Origin of the sequence: Parabacteroides sp. Y3-G-102 (assembly GCF_023656845.1) — a bacterium.
In the GTDB taxonomy this organism is placed as follows: domain Bacteria; phylum Bacteroidota; class Bacteroidia; order Bacteroidales; family Tannerellaceae; genus Parabacteroides; species Parabacteroides distasonis.
This window is the reverse complement of sequence record NZ_JAMOKU010000011.1, coordinates 92512-113349: the sequence shown is the minus strand read 5'-3', so window position 1 is coordinate 113349 and position 20838 is coordinate 92512. Positions and strand designations below refer to the sequence as shown.

Below are 20838 nucleotides of genomic sequence, written 5' to 3'. Positions count from 1 at the left end.
ATAATATTCGAATTTACAGCTCATACCTCTTCTTAGATTTAGCGGTGCAAAATTACGTAAAATCACTGGAATCCGCAAACCTTCAAAATTACCTTTGTTTTTGGGATCGCACTTTTTTTATATCTTTACGGTTATAAGATAAATGAATGATTATGGATCAGTTCGTAGAACAATTAAGGCAGGTGTCTCCTTTATCAGATGAGATCGTGGGGCAGTTGTTGGAAGAAATGAAAGAGGTTTCTTTTGCTAAGGGAGAATTATCGATCCGGGAGGGAGAAAGAGATCCGTTTGTTTGGTTCGTGAAAACCGGATTGGTCCGGGCTTTCGTGGAGCGTGAGGGGAAAGATATCTCGTTATGGTTCGCCTCAGATAGCGAGGTGATCAATTTTGTTTATCGGGATATCTCCGCCTATAATGTTCAAATGGTGGAGAATACGACATTATTGAGAATACCGAAAACGAAATTGGATTACCTATGCCGGAGCTCCCTTGAGTTGGCCAATTGGGGGTTGAAAATACAAGATTACTATCTTCGGGAATATGAGAACTATTTTATAAACGATAGTTGGATGGAAGCTCGTGAACAATATGAGTCATTGCTGAAAACCCGTCCGGACTTGATCTTGAAACTACCCTTGAAACATATCGCCTCTTATTTACAGATAACCCCACAGTCATTGAGCCGTATCCGTGCTTCTGTAAAAAAATAGGGAAAAGTCATTATTTATCATAGGGTAATTTTTCTTGTTTTCAATAGCCATATCTTTGCGTCGTTAAAAACGTGAAGTGGATAATATGAAAATGAGTGGAGAAAAGGCGATCCATCGCCAAGAGTTGGAGCGTGGTTTACTAACCCAAAAGATTTCAAGACTATTTCTGAAATATACGATACCGGGAGTAGCCGGCCTATTATTCCTCGGGATTCAGTCGGTGATCGATGGTGTGATATTAGGGCGGTTTGTCGGGGCGAACGCTTTGGCCAGCGTGAATCTGATCTTACCTTGCTATAGTTTGATGACGGCTTTGTCTATCGTGATAGGAGTAGGGTGTCAGACCTTGATCGGTATAAACCTCGGACGTTCGGATCGGCAAGAGGCGAATAACGCTATAACTACTTCGTTCTTGTTTCTTGGAGGAATATCCGTTTTGATTAGCGGGTTGATTTATATATTCGCCGGAGATATCGCCCGTATGTTAGGTGCGAATGACGTATTGGTTACGGGAGCCGTGGACTATATTCGTTCCCTTGTCCCGTTTTTCCCTTTATTATCATTGATGTTCTTAGGAGATTATATGATTAAGGCGATGGGGCATCCGCTTTATGCCATGATCGTAATGGGAAGTACGGTGTTGATTAATATCGGTCTGGATCTTTTGTTTATCCCGGTAATGGGTTTAGGGATTAAGGGGGCGGGATTGGCTACAGGCTTGGCCTTTACCTTGGGAGCGCTGTTCAATATTCCCCGGATGTTCCAGCGAGGGCAAGTCGTAGCGGTACAAAGAGGACGTTTCCGTTGGCCTTTGGTCTGGAATGCGTTATACAATGGCTCTTCGGAAGGAATATCCGAGCTATCTGCCGGAATCACGATTTTTTTGTTCAATATAACGATGATGCGATATTTAGGAGAGGATGGAGTCGCCGCCTTTACGGCGATTAACTATATCCTGTTTATCGCCACCACGGTATTTTTAGGGATATCCGATGGAATTATACCGATTATCAGTTATAATTTCGGGGCGGGAAGATTGGACCGGATCGAGAAAGTGCTGAGATTAGCAGGGCGTGTTAATTTTATGATAGGTATAACGTTATTCGCCATCTTATTCTTTTTCGGGCAACAGATCACGTCCTTTTTCTTTAAGGGAGGAGAGGCTTTGGACGCTTTGGCGATCGCTAATTACGGCATAACGATTTATTGCTTCACCTTCTTGATGAGTGGGCTGAATATATTGGCCTCCAGTTATTTCACGGCTATCGGCAACGCTAAGCTGTCGGTTGTTATCTCTATGCTGCGTAGCTTGGTATTCGTAACCTTTGGTATTATCGTTTATCCTTCTTTATTCGGCATCCAAAGTATTTGGTATAATGTACCGGTGGCGGAGTTGTGTACGTTATTTATCTCCTTTATGTTGGTAAGGAGAGAACTTTTAAAAGAGGCCGTGCTGAAAAATTAATCAGCACAACCCTCTTAATTTCTTATTCGATATTCTTCCGTATCTTCGTCAGATACTCTTTCATCTTCTCGGAATCCTTATCCTTGATGATTTCTTGCAAGATATGCAATTCCTCTTGTATCCGTTCGATTTGGCGAGGGGTACGGGGGTTGAAAAGGATCTCGGTCAATAGATAATCGTCCTCGGACAGAAGGCCGCGGGCGATTTTCATATGGCGTTTGAACGTCGTACCCGGAGCATCCTGATGCTTCATCGTAGCGGCAAATACCATAGTGGAGGCGAAAGGGATACCTAGTGAGTAGGCTACCACTTTATCGTGCTCCTCGAACGTGTATTCGCAGATATGCAGGCGGAGGCTGGAATAAATATCCTTGAAGAAGATCTTGCCCAGATGATCGCCCTCGGAGATAATAATCGTATTCTCTTTCTCCAGTTGTCCCAGATTAGCGAATGTCGGTCCGAACATCGGGTGAGTGGAGACATACGGGAAACCGCATGTCTCATAAAACTCCTTTAAATAAGTCTTCACGGAAGCGATATCGGAAATAATGCAATACGGTTGCAAGTAAGGCATTACGGCCTTGAAAGCCTCTATCGTGTAACTTAACGTCACGCAGTTGATGACCAACTCGGGATTAAAATCCTTAACCTCTTCCGGGTTTTGTAGGCGAAGGGCGTTATAGATAAAACGCATACGTTTCGGATCTTTCTCCAATACGGCTACCTCATGATCAAAACTAAGCAGGTCGGTGAAGAAAGAACCCATCTTTCCTGCGCCTAAAATCAATATTTTCATCTTATAAATTATTGTTCGTTCATGATAATCATTTGCTGGCGCACGGATTCCTCATGGATCTCCTTCAAGATCTCCTTTACAAAGTCCGGGCTCAGGTCCATTTGTTCACCCATGCTGGAGCGTTTCTCTAAGATCTCGCTGTAGCGGGGAGACTGTAAGATCGGCATATTGTGCTCTTTCTTATAAACGCCGATCTCCTTGGAGATACGCATACGTTTAGCCAAAAGTTCCAATAATTGTTCGTCGATACCATCGATCTGGCGGCGAAGAGCGGTCAGGTTCTCGGTAGTCTGGTTTACGTCACGGATCACCAATAGGTTCAATACGTAATCCAATACATCCGGGGTGATTTGCTGGGAAGCGTCGCTCCATGCGCAATCCGGGTTACAATGAGACTCTACGATTAAGCCGTCGAAACTCAAGTCCATCGCTTGCTGGCAAAGTGGGGCTACCAACTCACGCTTACCACCAATGTGACTAGGATCACAGAAAATAGGCAGGTCCGGCATACGGCGGCGAAGCTCGATAGGAATATGCCACAACGGAAGGTTACGGTAGATCTTCTTGTCGTATGAGCTGAAACCTCTATGGATAGCACCCAAACGATGAATGCCCGCTCCGTACAAACGCTCGAACGCTCCGATCCACAACTCCAAGTCCGGGTTAACCGGGTTCTTGATCAAGACAGGTACATCAACCCCTTTTAACGCGTCGGCGATCTCTTGGACAGCGAATGGGTTTACCGTCGTACGTGCTCCGATCCAAAGGATATCGATACCGGCTTTCAATGCCTCGAATACATGATCTTTAGTCGCTACCTCGGTAGATACCAGCATGCCGGTCTCTTTTTTCACTTTCTTCAACCAAGCCAATCCCTCGGCTCCGATGCCCTCGAATCCACCCGGTTTCGTACGAGGCTTCCAAATACCCGCGCGGAATATCTTAACGCCTCTGGAGGCTAATCCTTGGGCTGTTTCTAACACTTGCTCTTCTGTCTCGGCGCTACAAGGGCCTGCGATTACGATAGGACGTTGTGTGTCAACTCCCGGTAATGCTAACGGTTCAATCTTCATTTCCATCTTTGTGATCTATATTTTAATTTTCAATTTTCAGTTATAAATTCTCAATTCTCTTCAAGGCTTCTTCTAAAGTCTCGTTCTTGCAGCAAAGGGATATACGGATATAACGCTCGCCACGGCTACCGAAGATAAATCCCGGCGTAAGGAATACGTTTGCCTCGTATAGCACCTTGTTGGCGATTGCCTCGCCGCTCTCGGCGGAGTCGGGGATACGTCCCCAAAGGAACATACCTACTTGGTTCTCGTCGTACTCGCATCCCAAAGTACGCATGATTTGTCCGGCAAGGTCCCGGCGGCTACGGTAGACACGATTCATGTTATCGTACCAGTCTTTCTTTGCGCTTAGGGCCTCTACCGCCGCATATTGCATCGGCTTGAACTGCCCGGAGTCGATATTGCTTTTTACCTTCAGTATCCATTGGACGAATTGGGCGTTGGAAGCCAGCATCGCCATACGCCAACCCGGCATATTATGAGCCTTACTCATGGAGTTCATCTCTATACAGATCTCTTTGGCTCCCGGTATGCTTAAGATACTTAGCGGATGCTCATTCAAGATGAAGCTATACGGGTTATCGTTACATATAATAATACCGTGTTTCCGGCCGAAGGCCACTAGCTTCTCGTATAGCTCTACGCTAGCGTTCGCCCCGGTGGGCATATTCGGGTAATTGGTCCACATCAGCTTTACGTTGGAAAGATCCATTTTCTCCAGTTCCTCGAAATCCGGTTGCCATCCCAGTTCCTCTTTCAGCTCGTAAGGGATCAAACGGGCCTCTACCAGTTTGCTGACGGAACTATATGTCGGATATCCCGGGTTCGGAACCAGTACGCCATCCCCCGGATTCAAGAATGCCAGCGAGATATGCAAGATACCTTCTTTGGAGCCGATGAGCGGTTGGATCTCTGTTTTCGGGTCCAAGTCTACGTCGTACCACGTCTTGTACCAGTCGGCGAATCCCTTACGCAGTTCCGGTATACCCACGTACGGCTGATAACCGTGCTCGTTCGCTTTGCGGGCATGTTCACACAACGTCTCGATGGTCTGTTCCGAAGGTGGAAGGTCGGGGCTGCCTACGCCAAGGTTAATGACGTTCTTGCCTGCGGCGTTCATCTCGGCTACTTCCTTCAGTTTCTTGGAGAAGTAGTATTCCTGTACGCTACCTACACGGTTAGCGGGTGTAATGTTACACACTTTGTCTTCCTTCTGCATATTCGCCTAATATTTTTAAGTCTTTTGTTAACGGTCTGATAGCGTCCAATGCTTGTTTGTAACGGGTAAAATCCGTGAAAGTAAGGTCGATGTAGAACAAGTATTCCCATTCACGCCCGATAATAGGCAAGGACTGTATTTTAGAAAGATTCATGTCGTAAAAAGAGAGAACGGAGAGGACTTTGGAAAGGCTGCCGGAGGTGTGGGGAAGAGCGAATACGAGAGAGGATTTGTTTTTATCGGTTCCTCGAAGCATCTCATCCGCCGTCCAGCGGTCCGCTATAGCGAGGAAGCGGGTGAAATTCCGTTTGTTAGTCTCGATCCCCTCGGCAAGGACTTCCATCTTGTAGATCTGGGCAGCCAGTTTCCCGCATATCGCCGCATGTCCTTTCAGTTGGTTTTCCGAGATCCACCGGGCACTCATGGCGGTATCTTCTTTCTCTACCACCTTGGCGTTGGGCAGAGTATCGAGGAAATCGGTACATTGCATCAACGCTATCGGATGGGAGTTGACCTCTGTTACCTCGTGTATCGAGGTTCCCGGAAGCGCTACTAAGGAATGGGAGATACGTAGCTTATACTCGCCGGTGACGCTCAGCCCGCTTTCACGGATCAGCTCATGGTTTTGAAGGAGGCTTCCCGCTATCGTATTCTCGATGGCCATCATGCCCAGTACGGAAGGGTCTTTCTTGATCGTCGTGATAACATCCCGAAACGTATTGCAAGGGATGATTTCTATTTCTTCACCTTCATGATAATTACGGGCGGCGATGTCGTGATACGAACCGGCTATTCCCTGTATTGCTACTTTCTTTTTCATCTTGTTTCTCTATTTTTACTCTAAACTGTTACAAACAAAAAAAGTCCCACCGAAACCGGCAGGACTTTATATTTTATTGATATTTATATTCAATCATCAACGCTTTACATACAAACTCCTGCCTTTACTCTGCTAAAGTAAAAGTAATAAAAGTAATATGTAAAGCTAAATCGATTCATTGTCTGTTTGTTTTTAAATACGCAGCAAAAGTAACGCTTTTTTGGAAACTACAAGCAAAAAGTGATATTTTTTTTCTGTTACATTTAAATTTTATCTTAACTGTTTCTGAACTTCTGTGGAGATACGCCTACGTACCGTTTAAAGTACTTACCGAAAAAGGATACATTCGGGAAGTTCAAGGAGTAAGATATCTCTTGGATAGTCAAGTCCGTAGCCATCAATTGCGATTTTGCGTCCATGATTATCATATCGGCTATGATATCGGATACGGAACGTCCGGTCTTTTGCTTGATGATCATGCAGAGGTGCTGGGGAGAAATACTTAGTTGGCTGGCATAAAAAGCCGTTTGCCGCTTTGAGGTATAATTCTTCATCACCAGTTGGATGAATTTCTTGTGGATCTCGTCGCTACGGGTCGTTATCTTGTTAGGCCATGATTTCCCTTGATACAAATCGCTGATCCCATGGATCATGGTAAGCAGGATATGTTTCACCATCTCCCTGTTTATGGATTTCTCTTTCGCTTGTACCCGCTCTAGCAAATGGAAATAATCGTTAATGAAGTCCGCCCGGTCCTCACTCAGTGATATGATCGGATTCTCGTAGATAGTAGGTAAGGCGCTCATCGTAGACTTTATCATGTTCACGCAGTCCATGAACTCGGATGAGAATCCTATAAAGGAAAGGCGGAAACTCTCTTTCTGCTCACAGAACTGAATAATGCTTCCCGGCATCAAGGTGATGAAATCATTCGGTTTCAAAGTGTACTCTGTCAAGTTGATGGATGCCCTTAAATTTCCTTCAACGCATAAAGCGAAAATACCTGCTTTTAACCGGCAAGTCTGCTTGTAAAAGTTTAAGATTGCCTCGGTAATGTCGTTTCCTACGACATAATCCCGGGGCAAATCTAATTGTGGTAAGTTTGCGTTCATCCGTTATTTTATTAATGATCGAACACAAAAGTAGTAAAAGTGCTGTTGATTCACTTCTTAATTTAAAAATAGACCAATTAATCCTTGAATCAGACTTATTCCGCTTGTGCTTCCTTATTCCGTTTATGCAAGCTTTTCAGTTCGAAGGATAGCATGACACGGAATATACCTATTATTAATAAGGCGTAAGCGATCATGTAAACCAACGTGAAGGCCCCTAGGGCGGGTTGCCAGATAACACCGATGGAGCAAAGGATAGCCAAGATACCGAAGACCATGTACCAACCCCAGTTCCGTGTACCGTATCGTTTCAGGTCCATCGAGTAACCGGTTGCCGAGAAGCCTCTGAACATAAGCCAGAATGCCAAGACAAACGGAAGCACCTCCATGCTAAGTCCCGGGCTTGCCATCAAGAATATACCTAAGATCAAGTCGATAATACCTCCGGCCAAATACCATCCCCAACTGCTGATACCCTTTTTGTTCGCCAAGGCGAAAGCGATCTCGAACAAGCCGCTTACGAACATAGAGACGCTGAATAAGATACTAAGCGCTACGTAGCTCGCCAATGGCGCGAACATTAAATAAATAGCGACGATGATGTAAAGCAGTCCGACCAATAGTGACAACCACCAATTCTTGACCGCATAATCCATTTTATCAATAAATGTTTTCATATTGGATAATATTTGTATTGTAATTATCCAATTAACAAAGGGAAGGAAGAAAAAGTTCTGGGTATTTGTGGCTAGGATATCCTTAAAAACTTTGTCCTTTGGAAATTAATTCTTTTCTTTGACGTTTCAAATCAATATAGGTATATAAGTACGAGGATTATGATGAAAAATTTGATAGCGATAACTTGTTTTGTCGTGGCGTTGGTGTCTTGTAATAAGGTGGAACATAAGCTGGAAGGGAAATGGCAATTGAAAACCGTAGAGGCGAATGGGGTGGTCCAGACGGTGGATACGGTTTGGTATAACTTCCAGACCTCTTTGTTCGAGTACCAATTATATGACCCGGCAAAGGACGTATATCGTACGAATTTCGGTTATAAGACGTTGGAGGGAGATACGAGACTGGATCTGGAGTTGGTCAATTATGGAGGTACGCCTTTGGAACAATTCATGCGTTATACGGATTGGACCTCACCTAAACAAACTTTCACGATCGAGCAGTCATCTGTGACGAATCTGGTAATGAGCTGCGAAGGAAGAACGTATACGTTTAAGAAATTCTAAGATATCATGTGCTGTTTGATCTCAGTCCCTCATAAGGAGTACTCCAGTACTCCCTAAGAAGTACTGCGATACTCTTTGCGGAGTACTGGAGTACTTCTTACGAAGTACTCTCAGCGATGTTAGATCATGCGATCAAATCCGCTTCTATAGCTTGTGCCACCTTGATTAAATCGGCGGGGGCTATCTGTATCTGCAAGCCTCGTTGTCCGGCGCTTACATAGATCTTATCGAAGCCGGATGCCGTAGGATGGATATATGTAGGGAAATGCTTTTTCATGCCGATAGGCGAGCATCCTCCCCGGATATAACCGGTAAGCGGTAACAACTCTTTCACGGGGATCATCTCACATTTCTTGTTCCCGGATACCTTGGCCGCCTTTTTCAAGTCCACCTCGTCCGCTCCGGGGATCACGCATACGAAATAACCGCTCTTATCGCCATGTAAGATCAAGGTCTTGAATACTTGGGCGATATCTTCCCCTAGCTGCTCCGCTACATGCGTAGCGCTCAGATCATTCTCGTCTACTTCATAAGGCACGAGCTGGTAGGCGATCTTAGCCTTGTCCAGCAGGCGCGCCACGTTTGTCTTATTAATCTTCTCTTTCATCGTTTAGATCCCTTTCATGGATAATTGAACACGTTTTCTGGATAGGTCTACGCTTAGAACCTTCACCTTGACATGCTGATGGATGGAGACCACTTGGGTAGGATCGCTTACGAAACGATCCGCCAGCTCGGAGATATGGACAAGCCCGTTTTCCTTGATTCCTACATCGACGAAACAACCGAAGTTGGTGATGTTGGTCACGATACCGGGCAATACTTGCCCTTCTTTCAAATCCTCGATCGTTTTCACCGTAGGATCGAACGCGAATACTTGGATCGTTTGGCGGGGATCACGGCCCGGTTTATCCAGTTCCTCCATGATATCAAGCAAGGTAGGCATCCCGACCTTATCCGTAAGGTAGTCCGTTAGTTTTAGTTTCTTTTTAAGCGCTTTGTCGGTGATCAGGTCGGCTACCGAGCATTTTAGGTCCTTGGCCATCCGTTCGACGATCGGGTAGCTCTCGGGGTGTACGGCCGAGTTGTCCAACGGGTTCTTTCCGTCGGGTATCCGTAGAAATCCAGCGCTTTGTTCGAAAGCCTTCTCTCCCATACGGGGGACTTTCATCAGTTCTTTCCGGGAAGTGAAGGGTCCGTGCTCCACCCGGTAATTCACGATGTTTTGCGCTAGCGTAGGGCCTAATCCCGAGATGTAAGTCAGCAAATGCTTGCTCGCCGTATTCACGTTTACACCTACTAAATTCACGCAACTCTCCACGGTTTGATCCAGACTCTTTTTCAAGGCGTTTTGCTCTACGTCATGCTGGTATTGGCCGACACCGATACTCTTCGGGTCGATCTTGACCAACTCGGCCAAAGGGTCCATCAGCCGGCGACCGATGCTGACAGCTCCGCGTACCGTGACGTCGTATTCGGGAAACTCCTCCCTAGCGATCTTGGACGCGGAGTAGATAGAGGCTCCGTTTTCGCTGACTACGAACACTTGTACCTTGCGGTCGTATCGTATATTCGTGATGAACTGCTCGGTCTCACGGCTGGCCGTACCATTACCGATGGCAATGGCATCTATGGCGTAAGTGGCTACTAACTGGGCGACCTTAGCGGCGGCTTTGCCCTTCTCGTTCTGGGGCGGATGCGGGAAGATCGCTTCGTTATGCAGTAAATTCCCCTGCGCATCCAGACAGACCAACTTACATCCGGTACGGTAGCCGGGGTCTACGCCTAATACCCGTTTTTGTCCCAAGGGAGGAGCGAGCAGCAATTGCCGGAGGTTCTCGGCAAATACCCGGATCGCCTCCTCATCGGCTTTCGCCTTGCTCTGGTTGGAGAACTCCGTCTCGATAGAGGGTTTCAGCAGGCGTTTGAAAGAATCGTCGACAGCTGTAGCCACTTGCTCGGAAACCTCTCCACGACCTTTTACGAAACGCCGGTTCAAGCGATCCAGACAAGATTCTGCGTCGGGAGAGATACTTACACGAAGGATACCTTCCGCCTCTCCCCGTCGGAGAGCCAATAAGCGATGGGAACTGGCCCGGTTCAAAGGCTCGCTGAAATCAAAGTAATCCCGGTATTTGGCGCCTTCCTCTTCTTTCCCCTTGATCACTTTGGATGTGATCATGGCGGTATGAGCGAAAGAGTTACGTACGGTGTTACGTGCCGATTCGTTCTCGTTGATCCATTCGGCGATAATGTCCCGTGCCCCTTGCAAGGCTTCTTCGGCGTTTTTCACTTCCCCCTTGATAAAACTCTTGATGCGTGCGGATAGGTTATTCTCGTTTTGCATCATAACGATCTTAGCCAAGGGCTCCAGTCCTTTCCGGCGTGCGATCTCCGCCTTGGTGACCCGTTTCGGTTTGTAAGGGAGATATAAATCCTCGATCTCGGTGCTATCCCAAGACTCCTCGATGCGTTTCCGGAGCTCGGGAGTAAGTTTCTCTTGCTCTTCTATCGTGGCGAGGATCGTTTCCTTTCGTTTGCTCAGTTCCGTCAGTTTATCCAGTTGATCTTTGATGGCACCGATTTGCACCTCGTCTAATCCTCCGGTCACCTCTTTCCGGTAACGACTTATAAAAGGTATGGTAGCGCCTTCGTTCAAGAGCCCGATTGTCCGTTCCACTTGTCCTTCCGGAATTTGTAGAAAACGGGCTATAAGCGTGTGAAATACGTTTGTCATATCTAGTTTTCTTAGAATTGGAGTACAAATATACGGTTTTGCTTATATTTTCGGTCGGGATGCTCACTTCTTGGGCTTATTATTTGTATCTTTCATTAATTTTCAAGAATTTTACGGCCGGAATATTCAAGCCTTTGATTAAAAAAATCAACATGGAAGTTAATACTACGGAGAACAAAACTTTGGAACAGGATTATAGGGATTTAGCAGGATTGTTATCTAATATCGTGGACTCGTTGCCCATCTACTTTTTCGTGAAGGATACGGGTGATAATTTCAGGTACGTGTACTCCAGCCCTTTGATGAACCAACTTTACGGACGATATCATAATGATGTGGTCGGGAAAACAGATTTTGACCTATTTCTAGATCCGGTCGTCGCCCAATCTTTCAGGGATATGGACGAGGAGGTGGTGAAAACGGGTAAGATGCAGCGTTTCGTGGAGCAAATGATCGATCCGAAAGGTATCTTGCGTACTATGGATACGATGAAACTGCTAGCGCCCCGTGAGGATAAGCCTCCTTATTTAGTAGGGATTTCATGGGATATTACAAAGCAAAGGCAGGTCGAGGAGGAGTTGCATAGCTATAATAAGCGCTTGGCGCTCGCATGTCAAGCGGGTAAGATCTACCCGTGGCTTTGGGATCTGGTAAACGGTACGGCGGAGCTTTCCTTGGAAGAAAACGGCCAGATCAAGCATGTGCAGATCACCCACGCTAGTTTTACGGAGAAGATCCATCCGGATTACCGGAAGGTCTATGAGAATATTACAACCGCTTTCATGCGGGGCGAGATCGATTCCATGCGATTCAGTTTCCCTTGTCGTTATTTCTCGGATGAGTATGTATGGCTGGAGAAGATCGGTGAGGTCTATGAGGCCGATCCGGACGGCAAACCTATCCGCTCGATCGGAATCCTTCGGGATATGACCGTCGATAAACGGCACGAGGCGGATGTGCAGGCCAAGCGTTTGGCGGAAGAGAGCGACCGGATGAAGTCCGCTTTTATCGCTAACATGAGCCATGAGATACGTACCCCTTTAAATGCCATCGTCGGCTTTTCTACCTTATTGGCGGAGAGTGACGATGAGGAGGAAAAAAAGGAATATCTGAGGATCATAGAGAGTAGCAATGAGTTTTTGTTGCAGTTGATCGGTGATATCTTGGATATCTCGAAGATCAAGTCCGGAAAGATGGAGTTTATTTATACGACCCTGCGTTTGAGTGAGATATTCGCTCCCCAGCAGCAAGCTTTCGCCTTGAGAGTGGCCCCGGATGTAAAGGTTATCTTTGAGTCGGACGGTAATGACTATTGTATTGTGTCGGAGAAGACCCGTTTGACTCAGGTTTTGACCAATTTCCTTTCCAACGCCGTGAAGTTCACCAGCTCGGGTTCTATACGGTTTGGTTATCGTTTGACCGATGATGGTATCTATGTCTACGTAACGGATACGGGTATGGGAATCAGTAAGGAGTCTCAAGCGAGCATATTCAATCGTTTCGTGAAATTGAACAGCTTTAAGCAAGGAACAGGATTAGGGCTTTCTATCTGCAAGACGATAATTGAGAAGTTGAAAGGTAAAATCGGGGTTGAGTCGGAGGAGGGAAAGGGCTCTACATTCTGGTTTACGATACCTTGCCAACCGATGAAAGTGAAATAAGACATTCAAGTTTGGTTGGGATTTATAGGTAAATCACCTCATCCGCCAACAACCGAATCTCATCCGGATTATGTGACGTGAAAAGAATGATCCGTTCTTCTTTCATTTGCATTTCTCGTATTCGTTCTATGATGCGATGGCTTAGGGCTTCATCCAAGCCTTTGCACGGCTCGTCCATCAAAAGGAGAGGAGAAGGGTATGCCAATGCCCTAGCTATAGCGATACGTTGTTGCTGTCCGTAACTAAGCTCTTTAGGATATCGGTTCCCGAAGGGCTCCATTTCCATTTCCTGTAAGTGTTTTTGGGCAATTCGCCGGGCTTTCTCCTCCGTGAGAAAAGAGGAGAGGGGGAGGATGATATTTTCTTCTGCGGTTAGATGGGGCAGGAGTTGCGGTTGTTGGAATATGGTGGCGATTCCAAAGTGTCTTGTGGGATGTATCTCTCCTTCCGTAGGCAATAAGATACCTCCGATTAGGTTTAATAACGTTGTTTTTCCTTTGCCTGAAGGTGCGCTAATTCCATAAATAATCCCTTTTTGAAAGGAATGGGAAAAGTGCTGTATGCCGTATTGGTAACTTATATCTTTCGTGTCTAAAACTGATAATGTAGGGGTCGGGATGGTCTGATCCTCATTCGCGAAAGATATTTTAGGGGTGATATCAGCGACTTTGCTAATTCCTTTGTCAAAAAAGAAACTGATGAATACCGCCACGATTGTCCAAGCGAGTAGCTCAGGGACAGCGATAAAGTTTTGCGCCCTTTTCATCTCGCTTCCGATTCCGAATGCGCATTGCGACAGGACTTCTCCCATAATGATCGCACGCCAGCCGAATCCGGCGGCGGAGGCAAGTCCGCTATATAAGAATGGCTTTAGCTGCGGATAGATGATCTGGAATAAGACATTGGAACGTTTGATATGGAACTGACGTGCCATAATGGATAAACCCGGACGTAGATCGAGGATTCCCCGTGTCAGATTCTCTGTTAGTAGCGGGAACATGGTGAGGAAGGCGATCATCAAAGGGATACTTTCCGGATTTAGGAATATAAGCGCCAAAAGTATGAAGGATATGACCGGGATCGAGCGCATGATGGCAAGCAGAGGTCTGAATAATTCATACACCCACTCAAAACGGGCGAATAACCCGGCCATCCCTATCGCACAAACGAATGAGATCGACATGCCTAAGATTCCCCGGAGTATAGTCGCTCCGACCGACTGATAGAAACTACCGGAGACGAGCCATTCGCAAAGTGTCCGTACGAGTCGGGGAAGTGAAGGTATCAGCTCCGGTTGGTTGGCTATAACGGCGAATAGTTGCCATCCCGCCAAGAGGATAGCGGTAGCGACTATTGTAGTGATTGTTTTTCGCAATCTCATTGTTTTTCGGGGATAAATCCGGCATCGGGAAGCCTCCCGCCGACGGCCTTAGGTTCATACTGTTCGATGAGACGCAGGAAATCCATGACGGCGTTTTTCGCCTCGATAGCCGATAAATAATGGATTTTACACCGCTCGATACTCTCAGGAGTTAAGGCCCCTTGGGCGAAGATTCCATGTTCTTCCAAAGAATGGATGGTCTCTTTCGGATATCGTACGGCTTTTTGGCAGGAGGCTCGTAAGGCATCCTCAAAAGCGATACGATATTTCTCCATCGTCGGGGTGTATACGACCGCTGTTTGGGCGAATCCGAGGGTATCGCTGTCTGTTAAGTGATTCAAGTCCGCAGTTATTCGTAAGCTGCTGTCTTTCCGTAAAGCGATGCTTAGAAACGGTTCCCCGAGCACGGCACGATTTACTTTTCCGGCTAAGATGCCTTGGGTGATTTCCCCGGCGGTATTGAAGGCGTAATTCAACGGATAGTCTGATCGCTGGCGGCCGAGATAGTACCGGGTAAGGATATCGGGAGTCGTACCGTTGCCGAATACATACAATGCCGGTTCTTTCAAGGGAGTTTTCTCAACGAGGTAAAGGGTTCCCCAGATCGGGCACCCCGCTAGTTTGATCTTGATCCCTTTATTGTACAAGTTCGCCGCATTGATCATGGGGAGTACGGCTATGTCGGTCTCCTGCTTGATCAGTAAGGCTTGCGCCAGATCGGGCGAGTCTACCACTTTTACTTGTACTTTCTTGTTATCTATAATTGGAGGATTCTCAAGCCAATCGGCAAATGCGATAACGGATGGACCACGAAGTACCGAAACCTTGATTACGGTATCTTCCGTTTGTGCGTGCCGGCAACCGGAGCAACAAAGTATGAATAGTAGAAAAATGTATTTAATCATATCTAGACCTCTATAAAACAATTAAGGATTGCCTCCCGGCAACCCCTAACCAACTTTGTTAACCTTAAATCTAATACTATTATGAAAAAACCACAGTGCAAATGTACTGTTTTCTATATATCTGTCAATAGAATAAATGCTAATTAGTGTTTTGAGGTTCATAAGAAAAGCTAAAAAGCCTTCTTTTGAGTCGCTAGGCTAACCAAAACAATCGTTATCGCCGATAATGGCAAAGCAAATAAGATCGGATCTATCGCATGCCACGGATATACATCGATCAAGACGTCTTGTCCGAATAAAGCCTTGCAAAGTCCTACCGGAGCCGCTTCCGCCTTATGAAGGAACAACATGGCGAATAAACTGGCCAAGCCTCCTACCCATAAGCTGGCCAAGGCCCCTTGCCGGGTAGCCCCTTTCCAATATAACGAGCAGAAATAGGTAGGTAGGAATGTAGCCGCGCAAATACCCATGAACAAGGCGGTGCCTCGTGCGATAATACTTGCGCTTAGCGTATAGCAGATAACGTAGCTGACCAAGATAGAGCATAGCACGCCGATACGTACACCTAATGTAGAGTTCGGATTTTTGCTACGTCCTAGTTTGGGGAATGCGTCTGCCCCGAAAGCCGCTCCCATGGTATGAAATTGCGCGCTAAGGGTAGACATACTGGCAGAGAGAATACAAAGCATGAAAACCGCCCCGAACCACTCCGGCATCGCTTTATTGATAAATAGGGGGATGATCTTGTCCATATCTTTTACCGCCTCGGAGGCGACTACACCTTCCGTCTTGAGGAAAAACAAATTAGACAAGGCTCCCACGTGATAAATCGCCCCTACCGTGACAATCAAGAATACGCAGCCGATCAATACGCCCCTGTTGAGTTGCTTGGTACTTTCCACCATCATGAAGCGTACGACTAGTTGTGGCTGCGCTAAGCAACCGATTCCTACGCCAAGGATCAATGAGGTAACCAATGTATACCATTGTGGAGAGCCCGAGATGGGCATAGCTGTCCATCCTTGATGTCCCAAGGCCTTGAAGCGTTCGGGCACCATGGGGGCGATATCCGTCAACTTCTGGTTTGCCTCGATAAAGCCCATGTCCATGATATGGTAAAACCAAAATAGCAGGAATAGCATACAAGCGAACATGATAACCGCTTGCAACGCATCCGTATAAAGTACTCCCTTGATTCCGCCCGTAATCACGTAGGCCGCTACGATCAAGGTGAAGATCAACAAGGCCAGATGAAGGTCGATATGAAACATCTGCTCAATGAAGACGGCTCCTCCCTTCATCACCACGGCGGCGTAGAGGGGCATGCCGATGAAAATGATCGAGGCGATGAAGATCTGTATAGACCGGGACTTATAGTGTAATCCCAATAATTGCGGGAAAGTCCGTGCGTTATGTGCCTCGCCTAACTTCCGGGTCCTTCGTCCGAAAAAGATAAAGGCTACCACTACGCCCATGAACATGTTCAATAAGCAAAGCCATTGAATACCCATGCCGAACGTAGCGGCTACGCCACCGAAACCAACGATCGCCGATGCCGAGATAAAGGTCGCCCCGTAAGACAGAGCCATGATAATGGGGTTTACTTTTCGTCCGCCTAATAAATAATCACTGGCGTTTTTCGTCTGCCTGTATCCGAGATACCCTAACCAAGCGATTACAAACATGTAAATGATGACAATAATGCCTAATGTTAGCGTACTCATTTTCGTGATCCTTTAGTAGGGTTTGTTTTTTCGTCGTCTTCTTTATTCCAAGTGGTTATCCCGAACCAAATAGAAAATAGGAGGCAGGCGAACGCTAGAAGGTAAGCCAGCCAAATACCGGGGTCGCTGATTCCGAACATATATCCGTGCCTATTAAAGTTTTATTAGATCACTTTCACAGATATACTCGAGATTCTGACGGCGGATTACCTCACGGGCGCTTTCCCGGTTGTTCGTACGCAAGATCAAGATCGCTTTTTCCCGGATGGAGAAACAATACATATATTCTATGCTGATGCCCGCTTTCGTGAAATAAGATAATGTATTGGCAAAACTTCCGGCGCATGAGCTGGTTACGATCGCTAATACGTCGGTCAGGTTTGCGCTGACGTTGTTTTCTTTTAATATCTTGTATGCCTTCTGGGGATCGCTTACGATGATACGAAGGATTCCATACTCGGAGGTGTCGGCTACGGTGGCCGCGATGATGCGGATGCGCTCTTCCGCCAATAACGCTAATATCTCGCTTAATTTCCCGTACTTGTTTTCAAGGAAAATAGAAATTTGATTGACTGTCATAAGGTGTTATTTTAATTGTTTATTTAACAAAGCTTGCGATGATCTTTCACTCGTACCGCCTTGCCATCTGTGGTTGGCAAAGATCCCTTGGCTACCAGCTTGATACGTGGTGTAAGTAATAATTCGTCCTTCAACTGACGGGTGATACCTTTCGTCAAACGCTGTAAGGCTGAATAATCATCGGTGAATAGGTCGCTCAACTCTACCTCGATCAACATCTCGTCGCTGTTGCCGATCGTTTCGAGGGTGATCAAGTAATTGCTGCCCAATTCCTTGAATTGCATCAATATCTTTTCGATTTGGATGGGGAACAGGTTCACACCCTTCAAAATTATCATATCGTCGCTACGTCCTTTGAAACGGGCTAGGCGTTTATGGGTACGTCCGCAAGGGCAATCGCCCGGTAAGATACAAGTAAGGTCACGGGTACGATAACGGAGTAAAGGCATCGCCTCCCGGTTGATGGTGGTTAATACCAATTCTCCGACCTCTCCCTCGGGCACCGGTTGCAAGGTAACCGGGTCTACGATCTCTACGATCACGTTGTCTTCCCAGATATGCAAGCCGTTCTGCTCCGTACATTCGAAGGCTACACCCGGCCCGTTCATCTCCGACATACCGAAACAGTTGTAAGCCTTGACACCCAGAAGCTGTTCGATGCGTTTACGTTGTTCTTCCGAGTGAGGCTCGGCACCAATACATACGGTGTGTAGTTTGGTATCCTTTCTCGGGTCTATTCCCTCCTCATACATAACCTCGGCCAAACGAGTGGCATAGCTCGGTATGATATGTAAACAGGTGGTGCCGAAATCGGTGATGAACTTAATCTGTCGTTTGGTATTACCGGCCGCCGCAGGCACTGTCAACGCACCTAGTTTTTCTGCTCCATACTGGAAACCGAGGCCACCGGTAAACATGCCGTAGCCGGATGTATTCTGAAATACGTCCGTATCCCTTAGCCCTACCATATACATGCAGCGGGCTACTTGGTTAGCCCATTGGTCCAAATCCTTGGCGGAATGTAAGACAACGGTGGGATTACCTGTTGTTCCACTGGAAGAGTGGATACGTACGCATTTCTGTAACGGGATGGCTGCCAATCCGAACGGATAGTTATTTCTAAGATCATCTTTCGTTGTAAACGGAAGTTTTTGTAAATCTTCCAAGGACTGAAAACTGTCCGGGGTAATTCCTTTCTCTTTGAATATCTTATGGTAAAAAGGGGAGTTGCCCGCTAGTTCTATGGTTTGTTTCAGTCGTTCCAGTTGGAATTTTACCAGATCTTTACGATCCATGGTTTCTATTTCTTTCTGCCAATACATCATCGTTTTTTCAATTAGAGTGTGTTTAATTCATGAAATTAGATTGCAAATGTATCTTTTATTTTGGATAATGCCATGCTTTTGTGTCAAAATATTAGTAATGACCTTTTGAAAATAAGAATTATTAGGCGGTAAGCCGTTGTAAATAAAAAAATAATAGTTATTTTTGTCCATTACGCAATTTAACTTTATGTATGGGCCATGGGAAAATATGACCACCTTTCCAAAGAAGAGTTGATTCAAAGGATTGAGAGACTGGAAGCCGATCTGGAAAAAGCCACTTTGACACCATCCGCGAGCGATAACGAACTTGAGATGCGCCAAAGCCAGCATACGATCAACTTCTTAAATATCTTGATGGATACGATCTTGTCGAACGTATTTGTGGAGATCACGGTGAAAGATATTTTCAACGGTTTCCGGTATATCTATTTTAATAAGGCGGCGGAGGAATTTACGGGGGTCAAGGCGGAAGATATCTTAGGGAAGACGGATTTCGAGCTTTTCCCTGATTCCCGGCGGGCGCATGAGATCCGAACGGAAGATTACCATACGATCAAGACGGGACGTATGGTAAAGGAAATGGTCGAGTATGAGAAACCGAATGGAGAGGTGAGAATCGTAAATATCGTACGTTTACTGATCACGAATCCGGACCCGGGAGCCTCGCCTCTGTTATTGGTCATGCTGAATGATATCACGGAGCAACGTCAAGACCAGTTGGCGCTGATGAAAGTACAAGAGGCGGATAAGATGAAAAACGCTTTTATCGCTAATATGAGCCATGAGATACGGACCCCCCTGAATGCTATCGTTGGTTTTGCCCATCTCGTGACGGAAACGACTAATGCCAGTGAGCAAAGGGAATACTTTTCGATTATAAATAAGAATTGCGATTTATTGTTGAAACTGATTAACGATATCCTGGATTTGTCGAAGATCGAGTCCGGTCGGTTAAACTATAACGTGTCGGAAGTTGAGTTGAGGGATATTTGCCAAGAGGCCTATGTGGTACAATCCTTGAAGATGACTTCCGATGTGGCATTATTATATAACTCGGTCGCCATGCCTTCTGTTCGTCTGTGGATCGATCCGCACCGGGTAGAACAGGTTTTGTTAAATCTCTTGTCTAATGCCATTAAGTTTACTTCCAAAGGTTTTATCTCGCTTTTTTATGAGGTGGAAGATATGTTCGTACGTGTCTCTGTCATGGATACCGGAATCGGGATATCAGAGGAAAAGCTGGAGTCTGTTTTCGAGCGTTTCGTGAAATTGGATGATTTTTATCAAGGGGCTGGTTTGGGACTACCTATCTGCAAGATGATTGTAGAGCAGTTGGGTGGTGAGATCGGTGTGCGATCTGAGCTTGGCAAAGGTTCCACTTTCTGGTTCACCTTACCATTGGTTGTTACGGATAAGGCTGTTGTGGAGAAGGATGATCCTTCTGTTTTAAGTGAATGTCAACTATATTAAATAAAAAAGAAATGAAAAATGCGGTTGTCTTTTTAGCGACAGGCTTTGAGGAAATAGAGGCCTTGGGTACGATTGATGTCTTGAGGCGTGGTGGTGTACGGGTTATGATGGTATCTATTACGGGTGACCGATTGGTGATAGGAGCTCATGATATTCCGGTAATGGCTGATTACCTGTTCGAGGAGGCGGATTTCAGTTGTGTCGATGCCTTGATTTTGCCGGGTGGAATACCCGGAAGCAACCATTTAAATGCGCATGCCCATTTGAAAGAATTAGTCAAGGAGAAAACGGAGGAAGGCGTATTAATCGGTGCTATCTGTGCCGGACCGATGGTTTTAGGTGGTCTTGGATTGCTAAAAGGGAAAAGGGCTACCTGTTTTCCTTTCTTCGAACCAACAATGGTAGGCGCTACCCCTACGGATAATGGAGTAGAGCAGGATGGAAATATCATCACAAGCAAGGGGCCGGGTTTTATGTTTGAGTTCGGCTTGACGATCTTGAGGAATCTGAAAGATGAGGAAATCGCTTTGGAAGTGGCGGATGCCTTATTATATGACGCTTTGTTGCATGGGACAAAGCATTAATGTGCTTGAAATTAAAATCCCTTGAGAGAATGTCTC

20 protein-coding genes are annotated in these 20838 nt (G+C 46.1%); 6 read left to right on the top strand and 14 right to left on the bottom strand.

Features of this window, described 5'->3' with window-relative positions:
• Nucleotides 1-146 precede the first annotated feature (146 nt).
• Nucleotides 147-710 (top strand): Crp/Fnr family transcriptional regulator, encoded by a 564-nt coding sequence (locus NBH16_RS07545; protein ID WP_010182830.1) that lies wholly within the window; start codon nucleotides 147-149, stop codon nucleotides 708-710.
• An 85-nt stretch (nucleotides 711-795) separates the two neighbouring features.
• On the top strand, nucleotides 796-2175 hold the full coding sequence (locus tag NBH16_RS07540; protein ID WP_034527476.1) for an MATE family efflux transporter: 1380 nt from the start codon (nucleotides 796-798) through the stop codon (nucleotides 2173-2175).
• A 22-nt stretch (nucleotides 2176-2197) separates the two neighbouring features.
• Here the strand turns inward: NBH16_RS07540 and NBH16_RS07535 are convergent, their stop codons facing one another.
• From NBH16_RS07535 to NBH16_RS07510, 6 genes are all read right to left on the bottom strand, one after another.
• Nucleotides 2198-2971, bottom strand: a complete 774-nt coding sequence (locus NBH16_RS07535) for a prephenate dehydrogenase (RefSeq protein WP_005868245.1) — start codon at nucleotides 2969-2971, stop codon at nucleotides 2198-2200.
• 8 nt (nucleotides 2972-2979) lie between these two features.
• Nucleotides 2980-4050 (bottom strand): bifunctional 3-deoxy-7-phosphoheptulonate synthase/chorismate mutase type II, encoded by a 1071-nt coding sequence (locus NBH16_RS07530; RefSeq protein ID WP_005868246.1) that lies wholly within the window; start codon nucleotides 4048-4050, stop codon nucleotides 2980-2982.
• A gap of 34 nt (nucleotides 4051-4084) precedes the next feature.
• Complete coding sequence (locus NBH16_RS07525) at nucleotides 4085-5263, bottom strand: pyridoxal phosphate-dependent aminotransferase (RefSeq protein ID WP_009017874.1); 1179 nt, start codon at nucleotides 5261-5263, stop codon at nucleotides 4085-4087.
• The gene (locus NBH16_RS07520) at nucleotides 5238-6083 is read right to left on the bottom strand and encodes a prephenate dehydratase (RefSeq protein WP_008771907.1); all 846 of its coding nucleotides are present in this window, start codon (nucleotides 6081-6083) and stop codon (nucleotides 5238-5240) included. Before NBH16_RS07520 ends, NBH16_RS07525 begins: the two co-directional genes overlap by 26 nt.
• Before the next feature lie 275 nt (nucleotides 6084-6358).
• Entirely contained in the window at nucleotides 6359-7195 is an 837-nt protein-coding gene (locus NBH16_RS07515) for a helix-turn-helix domain-containing protein (protein ID WP_005868251.1), read from the bottom strand.
• A 95-nt stretch (nucleotides 7196-7290) separates the two neighbouring features.
• Nucleotides 7291-7872 carry an HdeD family acid-resistance protein gene (locus tag NBH16_RS07510; RefSeq protein WP_005856375.1) on the bottom strand — a complete coding sequence of 194 codons (582 nt, stop codon included), beginning with the start codon at nucleotides 7870-7872 and terminating at the stop codon, nucleotides 7291-7293.
• A gap of 159 nt (nucleotides 7873-8031) precedes the next feature.
• On the opposite strand from NBH16_RS07510, the gene NBH16_RS07505 reads away from it, so the two are divergent.
• Entirely contained in the window at nucleotides 8032-8436 is a 405-nt protein-coding gene (locus NBH16_RS07505; RefSeq protein ID WP_008771908.1) for a lipocalin-like domain-containing protein, read from the top strand.
• Between the two features lie 124 nt (nucleotides 8437-8560).
• Here the strand turns inward: NBH16_RS07505 and ybaK are convergent, their stop codons facing one another.
• A complete protein-coding gene (ybaK, locus tag NBH16_RS07500) occupies nucleotides 8561-9043 on the bottom strand; it encodes a Cys-tRNA(Pro) deacylase (protein WP_005856380.1) in 483 nt (160 codons plus the stop codon).
• Nucleotides 9044-9046: 3 nt separating this feature from the next.
• Entirely contained in the window at nucleotides 9047-11173 is a 2127-nt protein-coding gene (locus tag NBH16_RS07495) for a Tex family protein (RefSeq protein WP_009017877.1), read from the bottom strand.
• 152 nt (nucleotides 11174-11325) lie between these two features.
• Here NBH16_RS07495 and NBH16_RS07490 point away from each other — a divergent pair, with 152 nt between their 5' ends.
• Nucleotides 11326-12834, top strand: a complete 1509-nt coding sequence (locus tag NBH16_RS07490) for a sensor histidine kinase (RefSeq protein WP_250788316.1) — start codon at nucleotides 11326-11328, stop codon at nucleotides 12832-12834.
• Between the two features lie 22 nt (nucleotides 12835-12856).
• On the opposite strand, the gene NBH16_RS07485 is transcribed toward NBH16_RS07490, so the two are convergent.
• The 6 genes from NBH16_RS07485 to NBH16_RS07465 all read right to left on the bottom strand — a co-directional run bounded on the left by NBH16_RS07485 (nucleotide 12857) and on the right by NBH16_RS07465 (nucleotide 18748).
• Nucleotides 12857-14215 (bottom strand): ATP-binding cassette domain-containing protein, encoded by a 1359-nt coding sequence (locus NBH16_RS07485; protein ID WP_250788315.1) that lies wholly within the window; start codon nucleotides 14213-14215, stop codon nucleotides 12857-12859.
• Entirely contained in the window at nucleotides 14212-15120 is a 909-nt protein-coding gene (locus tag NBH16_RS07480; protein WP_008778290.1) for a substrate-binding domain-containing protein, read from the bottom strand. The genes NBH16_RS07485 and NBH16_RS07480 overlap by 4 nt, the downstream gene beginning before the upstream one ends.
• A gap of 170 nt (nucleotides 15121-15290) precedes the next feature.
• Entirely contained in the window at nucleotides 15291-16844 is a 1554-nt protein-coding gene (locus tag NBH16_RS07475; protein ID WP_008780467.1) for a sodium:solute symporter family protein, read from the bottom strand.
• Nucleotides 16841-16984 (bottom strand): symporter small accessory protein, encoded by a 144-nt coding sequence (locus tag NBH16_RS23385; protein WP_333558132.1) that lies wholly within the window; start codon nucleotides 16982-16984, stop codon nucleotides 16841-16843. Before NBH16_RS23385 ends, NBH16_RS07475 begins: the two co-directional genes overlap by 4 nt.
• 13 nt (nucleotides 16985-16997) lie before the next feature.
• A complete protein-coding gene (locus tag NBH16_RS07470) occupies nucleotides 16998-17423 on the bottom strand; it encodes an ACT domain-containing protein (protein ID WP_005856397.1) in 426 nt (141 codons plus the stop codon).
• Between the two features lie 23 nt (nucleotides 17424-17446).
• On the bottom strand, nucleotides 17447-18748 hold the full coding sequence (locus NBH16_RS07465) for a phenylacetate--CoA ligase family protein (protein ID WP_005856399.1): 1302 nt from the start codon (nucleotides 18746-18748) through the stop codon (nucleotides 17447-17449).
• 198 nt (nucleotides 18749-18946) lie between these two features.
• Between NBH16_RS07465 and NBH16_RS07460 the strand changes: the two genes are divergently transcribed.
• Both NBH16_RS07460 and NBH16_RS07455 read left to right on the top strand, forming a co-directional pair.
• On the top strand, nucleotides 18947-20218 hold the full coding sequence (locus NBH16_RS07460) for a PAS domain-containing sensor histidine kinase (RefSeq protein WP_005856401.1): 1272 nt from the start codon (nucleotides 18947-18949) through the stop codon (nucleotides 20216-20218).
• A gap of 11 nt (nucleotides 20219-20229) precedes the next feature.
• A complete protein-coding gene (locus NBH16_RS07455) occupies nucleotides 20230-20802 on the top strand; it encodes a DJ-1 family glyoxalase III (protein ID WP_005868262.1) in 573 nt (190 codons plus the stop codon).
• Nucleotides 20803-20838: the final 36 nt, after the last annotated feature.

Bases quoted from the DNA above. Each gene is read 5' to 3' on its own strand.
- NBH16_RS07545 (WP_010182830.1), top strand. From the start codon at position 147: ATGATTATGGATCAGTTCGTAGAACAATTAAGGCAGGTGTCTCCTTTA.
- NBH16_RS07540 (WP_034527476.1), top strand. From the start codon at position 796: ATGAAAATGAGTGGAGAAAAGGCGATCCATCGCCAAGAGTTGGAGCGT.
- NBH16_RS07535 (WP_005868245.1), bottom strand. From the start codon at position 2,971: ATGAAAATATTGATTTTAGGCGCAGGAAAGATGGGTTCTTTCTTCACC.
- NBH16_RS07530 (WP_005868246.1), bottom strand. From the start codon at position 4,050: ATGGAAATGAAGATTGAACCGTTAGCATTACCGGGAGTTGACACACAA.
- NBH16_RS07525 (WP_009017874.1), bottom strand. From the start codon at position 5,263: ATGCAGAAGGAAGACAAAGTGTGTAACATTACACCCGCTAACCGTGTA.
- NBH16_RS07520 (WP_008771907.1), bottom strand. From the start codon at position 6,083: ATGAAAAAGAAAGTAGCAATACAGGGAATAGCCGGTTCGTATCACGAC.
- NBH16_RS07515 (WP_005868251.1), bottom strand. From the start codon at position 7,195: ATGAACGCAAACTTACCACAATTAGATTTGCCCCGGGATTATGTCGTA.
- NBH16_RS07510 (WP_005856375.1), bottom strand. From the start codon at position 7,872: ATGAAAACATTTATTGATAAAATGGATTATGCGGTCAAGAATTGGTGG.
- NBH16_RS07505 (WP_008771908.1), top strand. From the start codon at position 8,032: ATGATGAAAAATTTGATAGCGATAACTTGTTTTGTCGTGGCGTTGGTG.
- ybaK (WP_005856380.1), bottom strand. From the start codon at position 9,043: ATGAAAGAGAAGATTAATAAGACAAACGTGGCGCGCCTGCTGGACAAG.
- NBH16_RS07495 (WP_009017877.1), bottom strand. From the start codon at position 11,173: ATGACAAACGTATTTCACACGCTTATAGCCCGTTTTCTACAAATTCCG.
- NBH16_RS07490 (WP_250788316.1), top strand. From the start codon at position 11,326: ATGGAAGTTAATACTACGGAGAACAAAACTTTGGAACAGGATTATAGG.
- NBH16_RS07485 (WP_250788315.1), bottom strand. From the start codon at position 14,215: ATGAGATTGCGAAAAACAATCACTACAATAGTCGCTACCGCTATCCTC.
- NBH16_RS07480 (WP_008778290.1), bottom strand. From the start codon at position 15,120: ATGATTAAATACATTTTTCTACTATTCATACTTTGTTGCTCCGGTTGC.
- NBH16_RS07475 (WP_008780467.1), bottom strand. From the start codon at position 16,844: ATGAGTACGCTAACATTAGGCATTATTGTCATCATTTACATGTTTGTA.
- NBH16_RS23385 (WP_333558132.1), bottom strand. From the start codon at position 16,984: ATGTTCGGAATCAGCGACCCCGGTATTTGGCTGGCTTACCTTCTAGCG.
- NBH16_RS07470 (WP_005856397.1), bottom strand. From the start codon at position 17,423: ATGACAGTCAATCAAATTTCTATTTTCCTTGAAAACAAGTACGGGAAA.
- NBH16_RS07465 (WP_005856399.1), bottom strand. From the start codon at position 18,748: ATGATGTATTGGCAGAAAGAAATAGAAACCATGGATCGTAAAGATCTG.
- NBH16_RS07460 (WP_005856401.1), top strand. From the start codon at position 18,947: ATGGGAAAATATGACCACCTTTCCAAAGAAGAGTTGATTCAAAGGATT.
- NBH16_RS07455 (WP_005868262.1), top strand. From the start codon at position 20,230: ATGAAAAATGCGGTTGTCTTTTTAGCGACAGGCTTTGAGGAAATAGAG.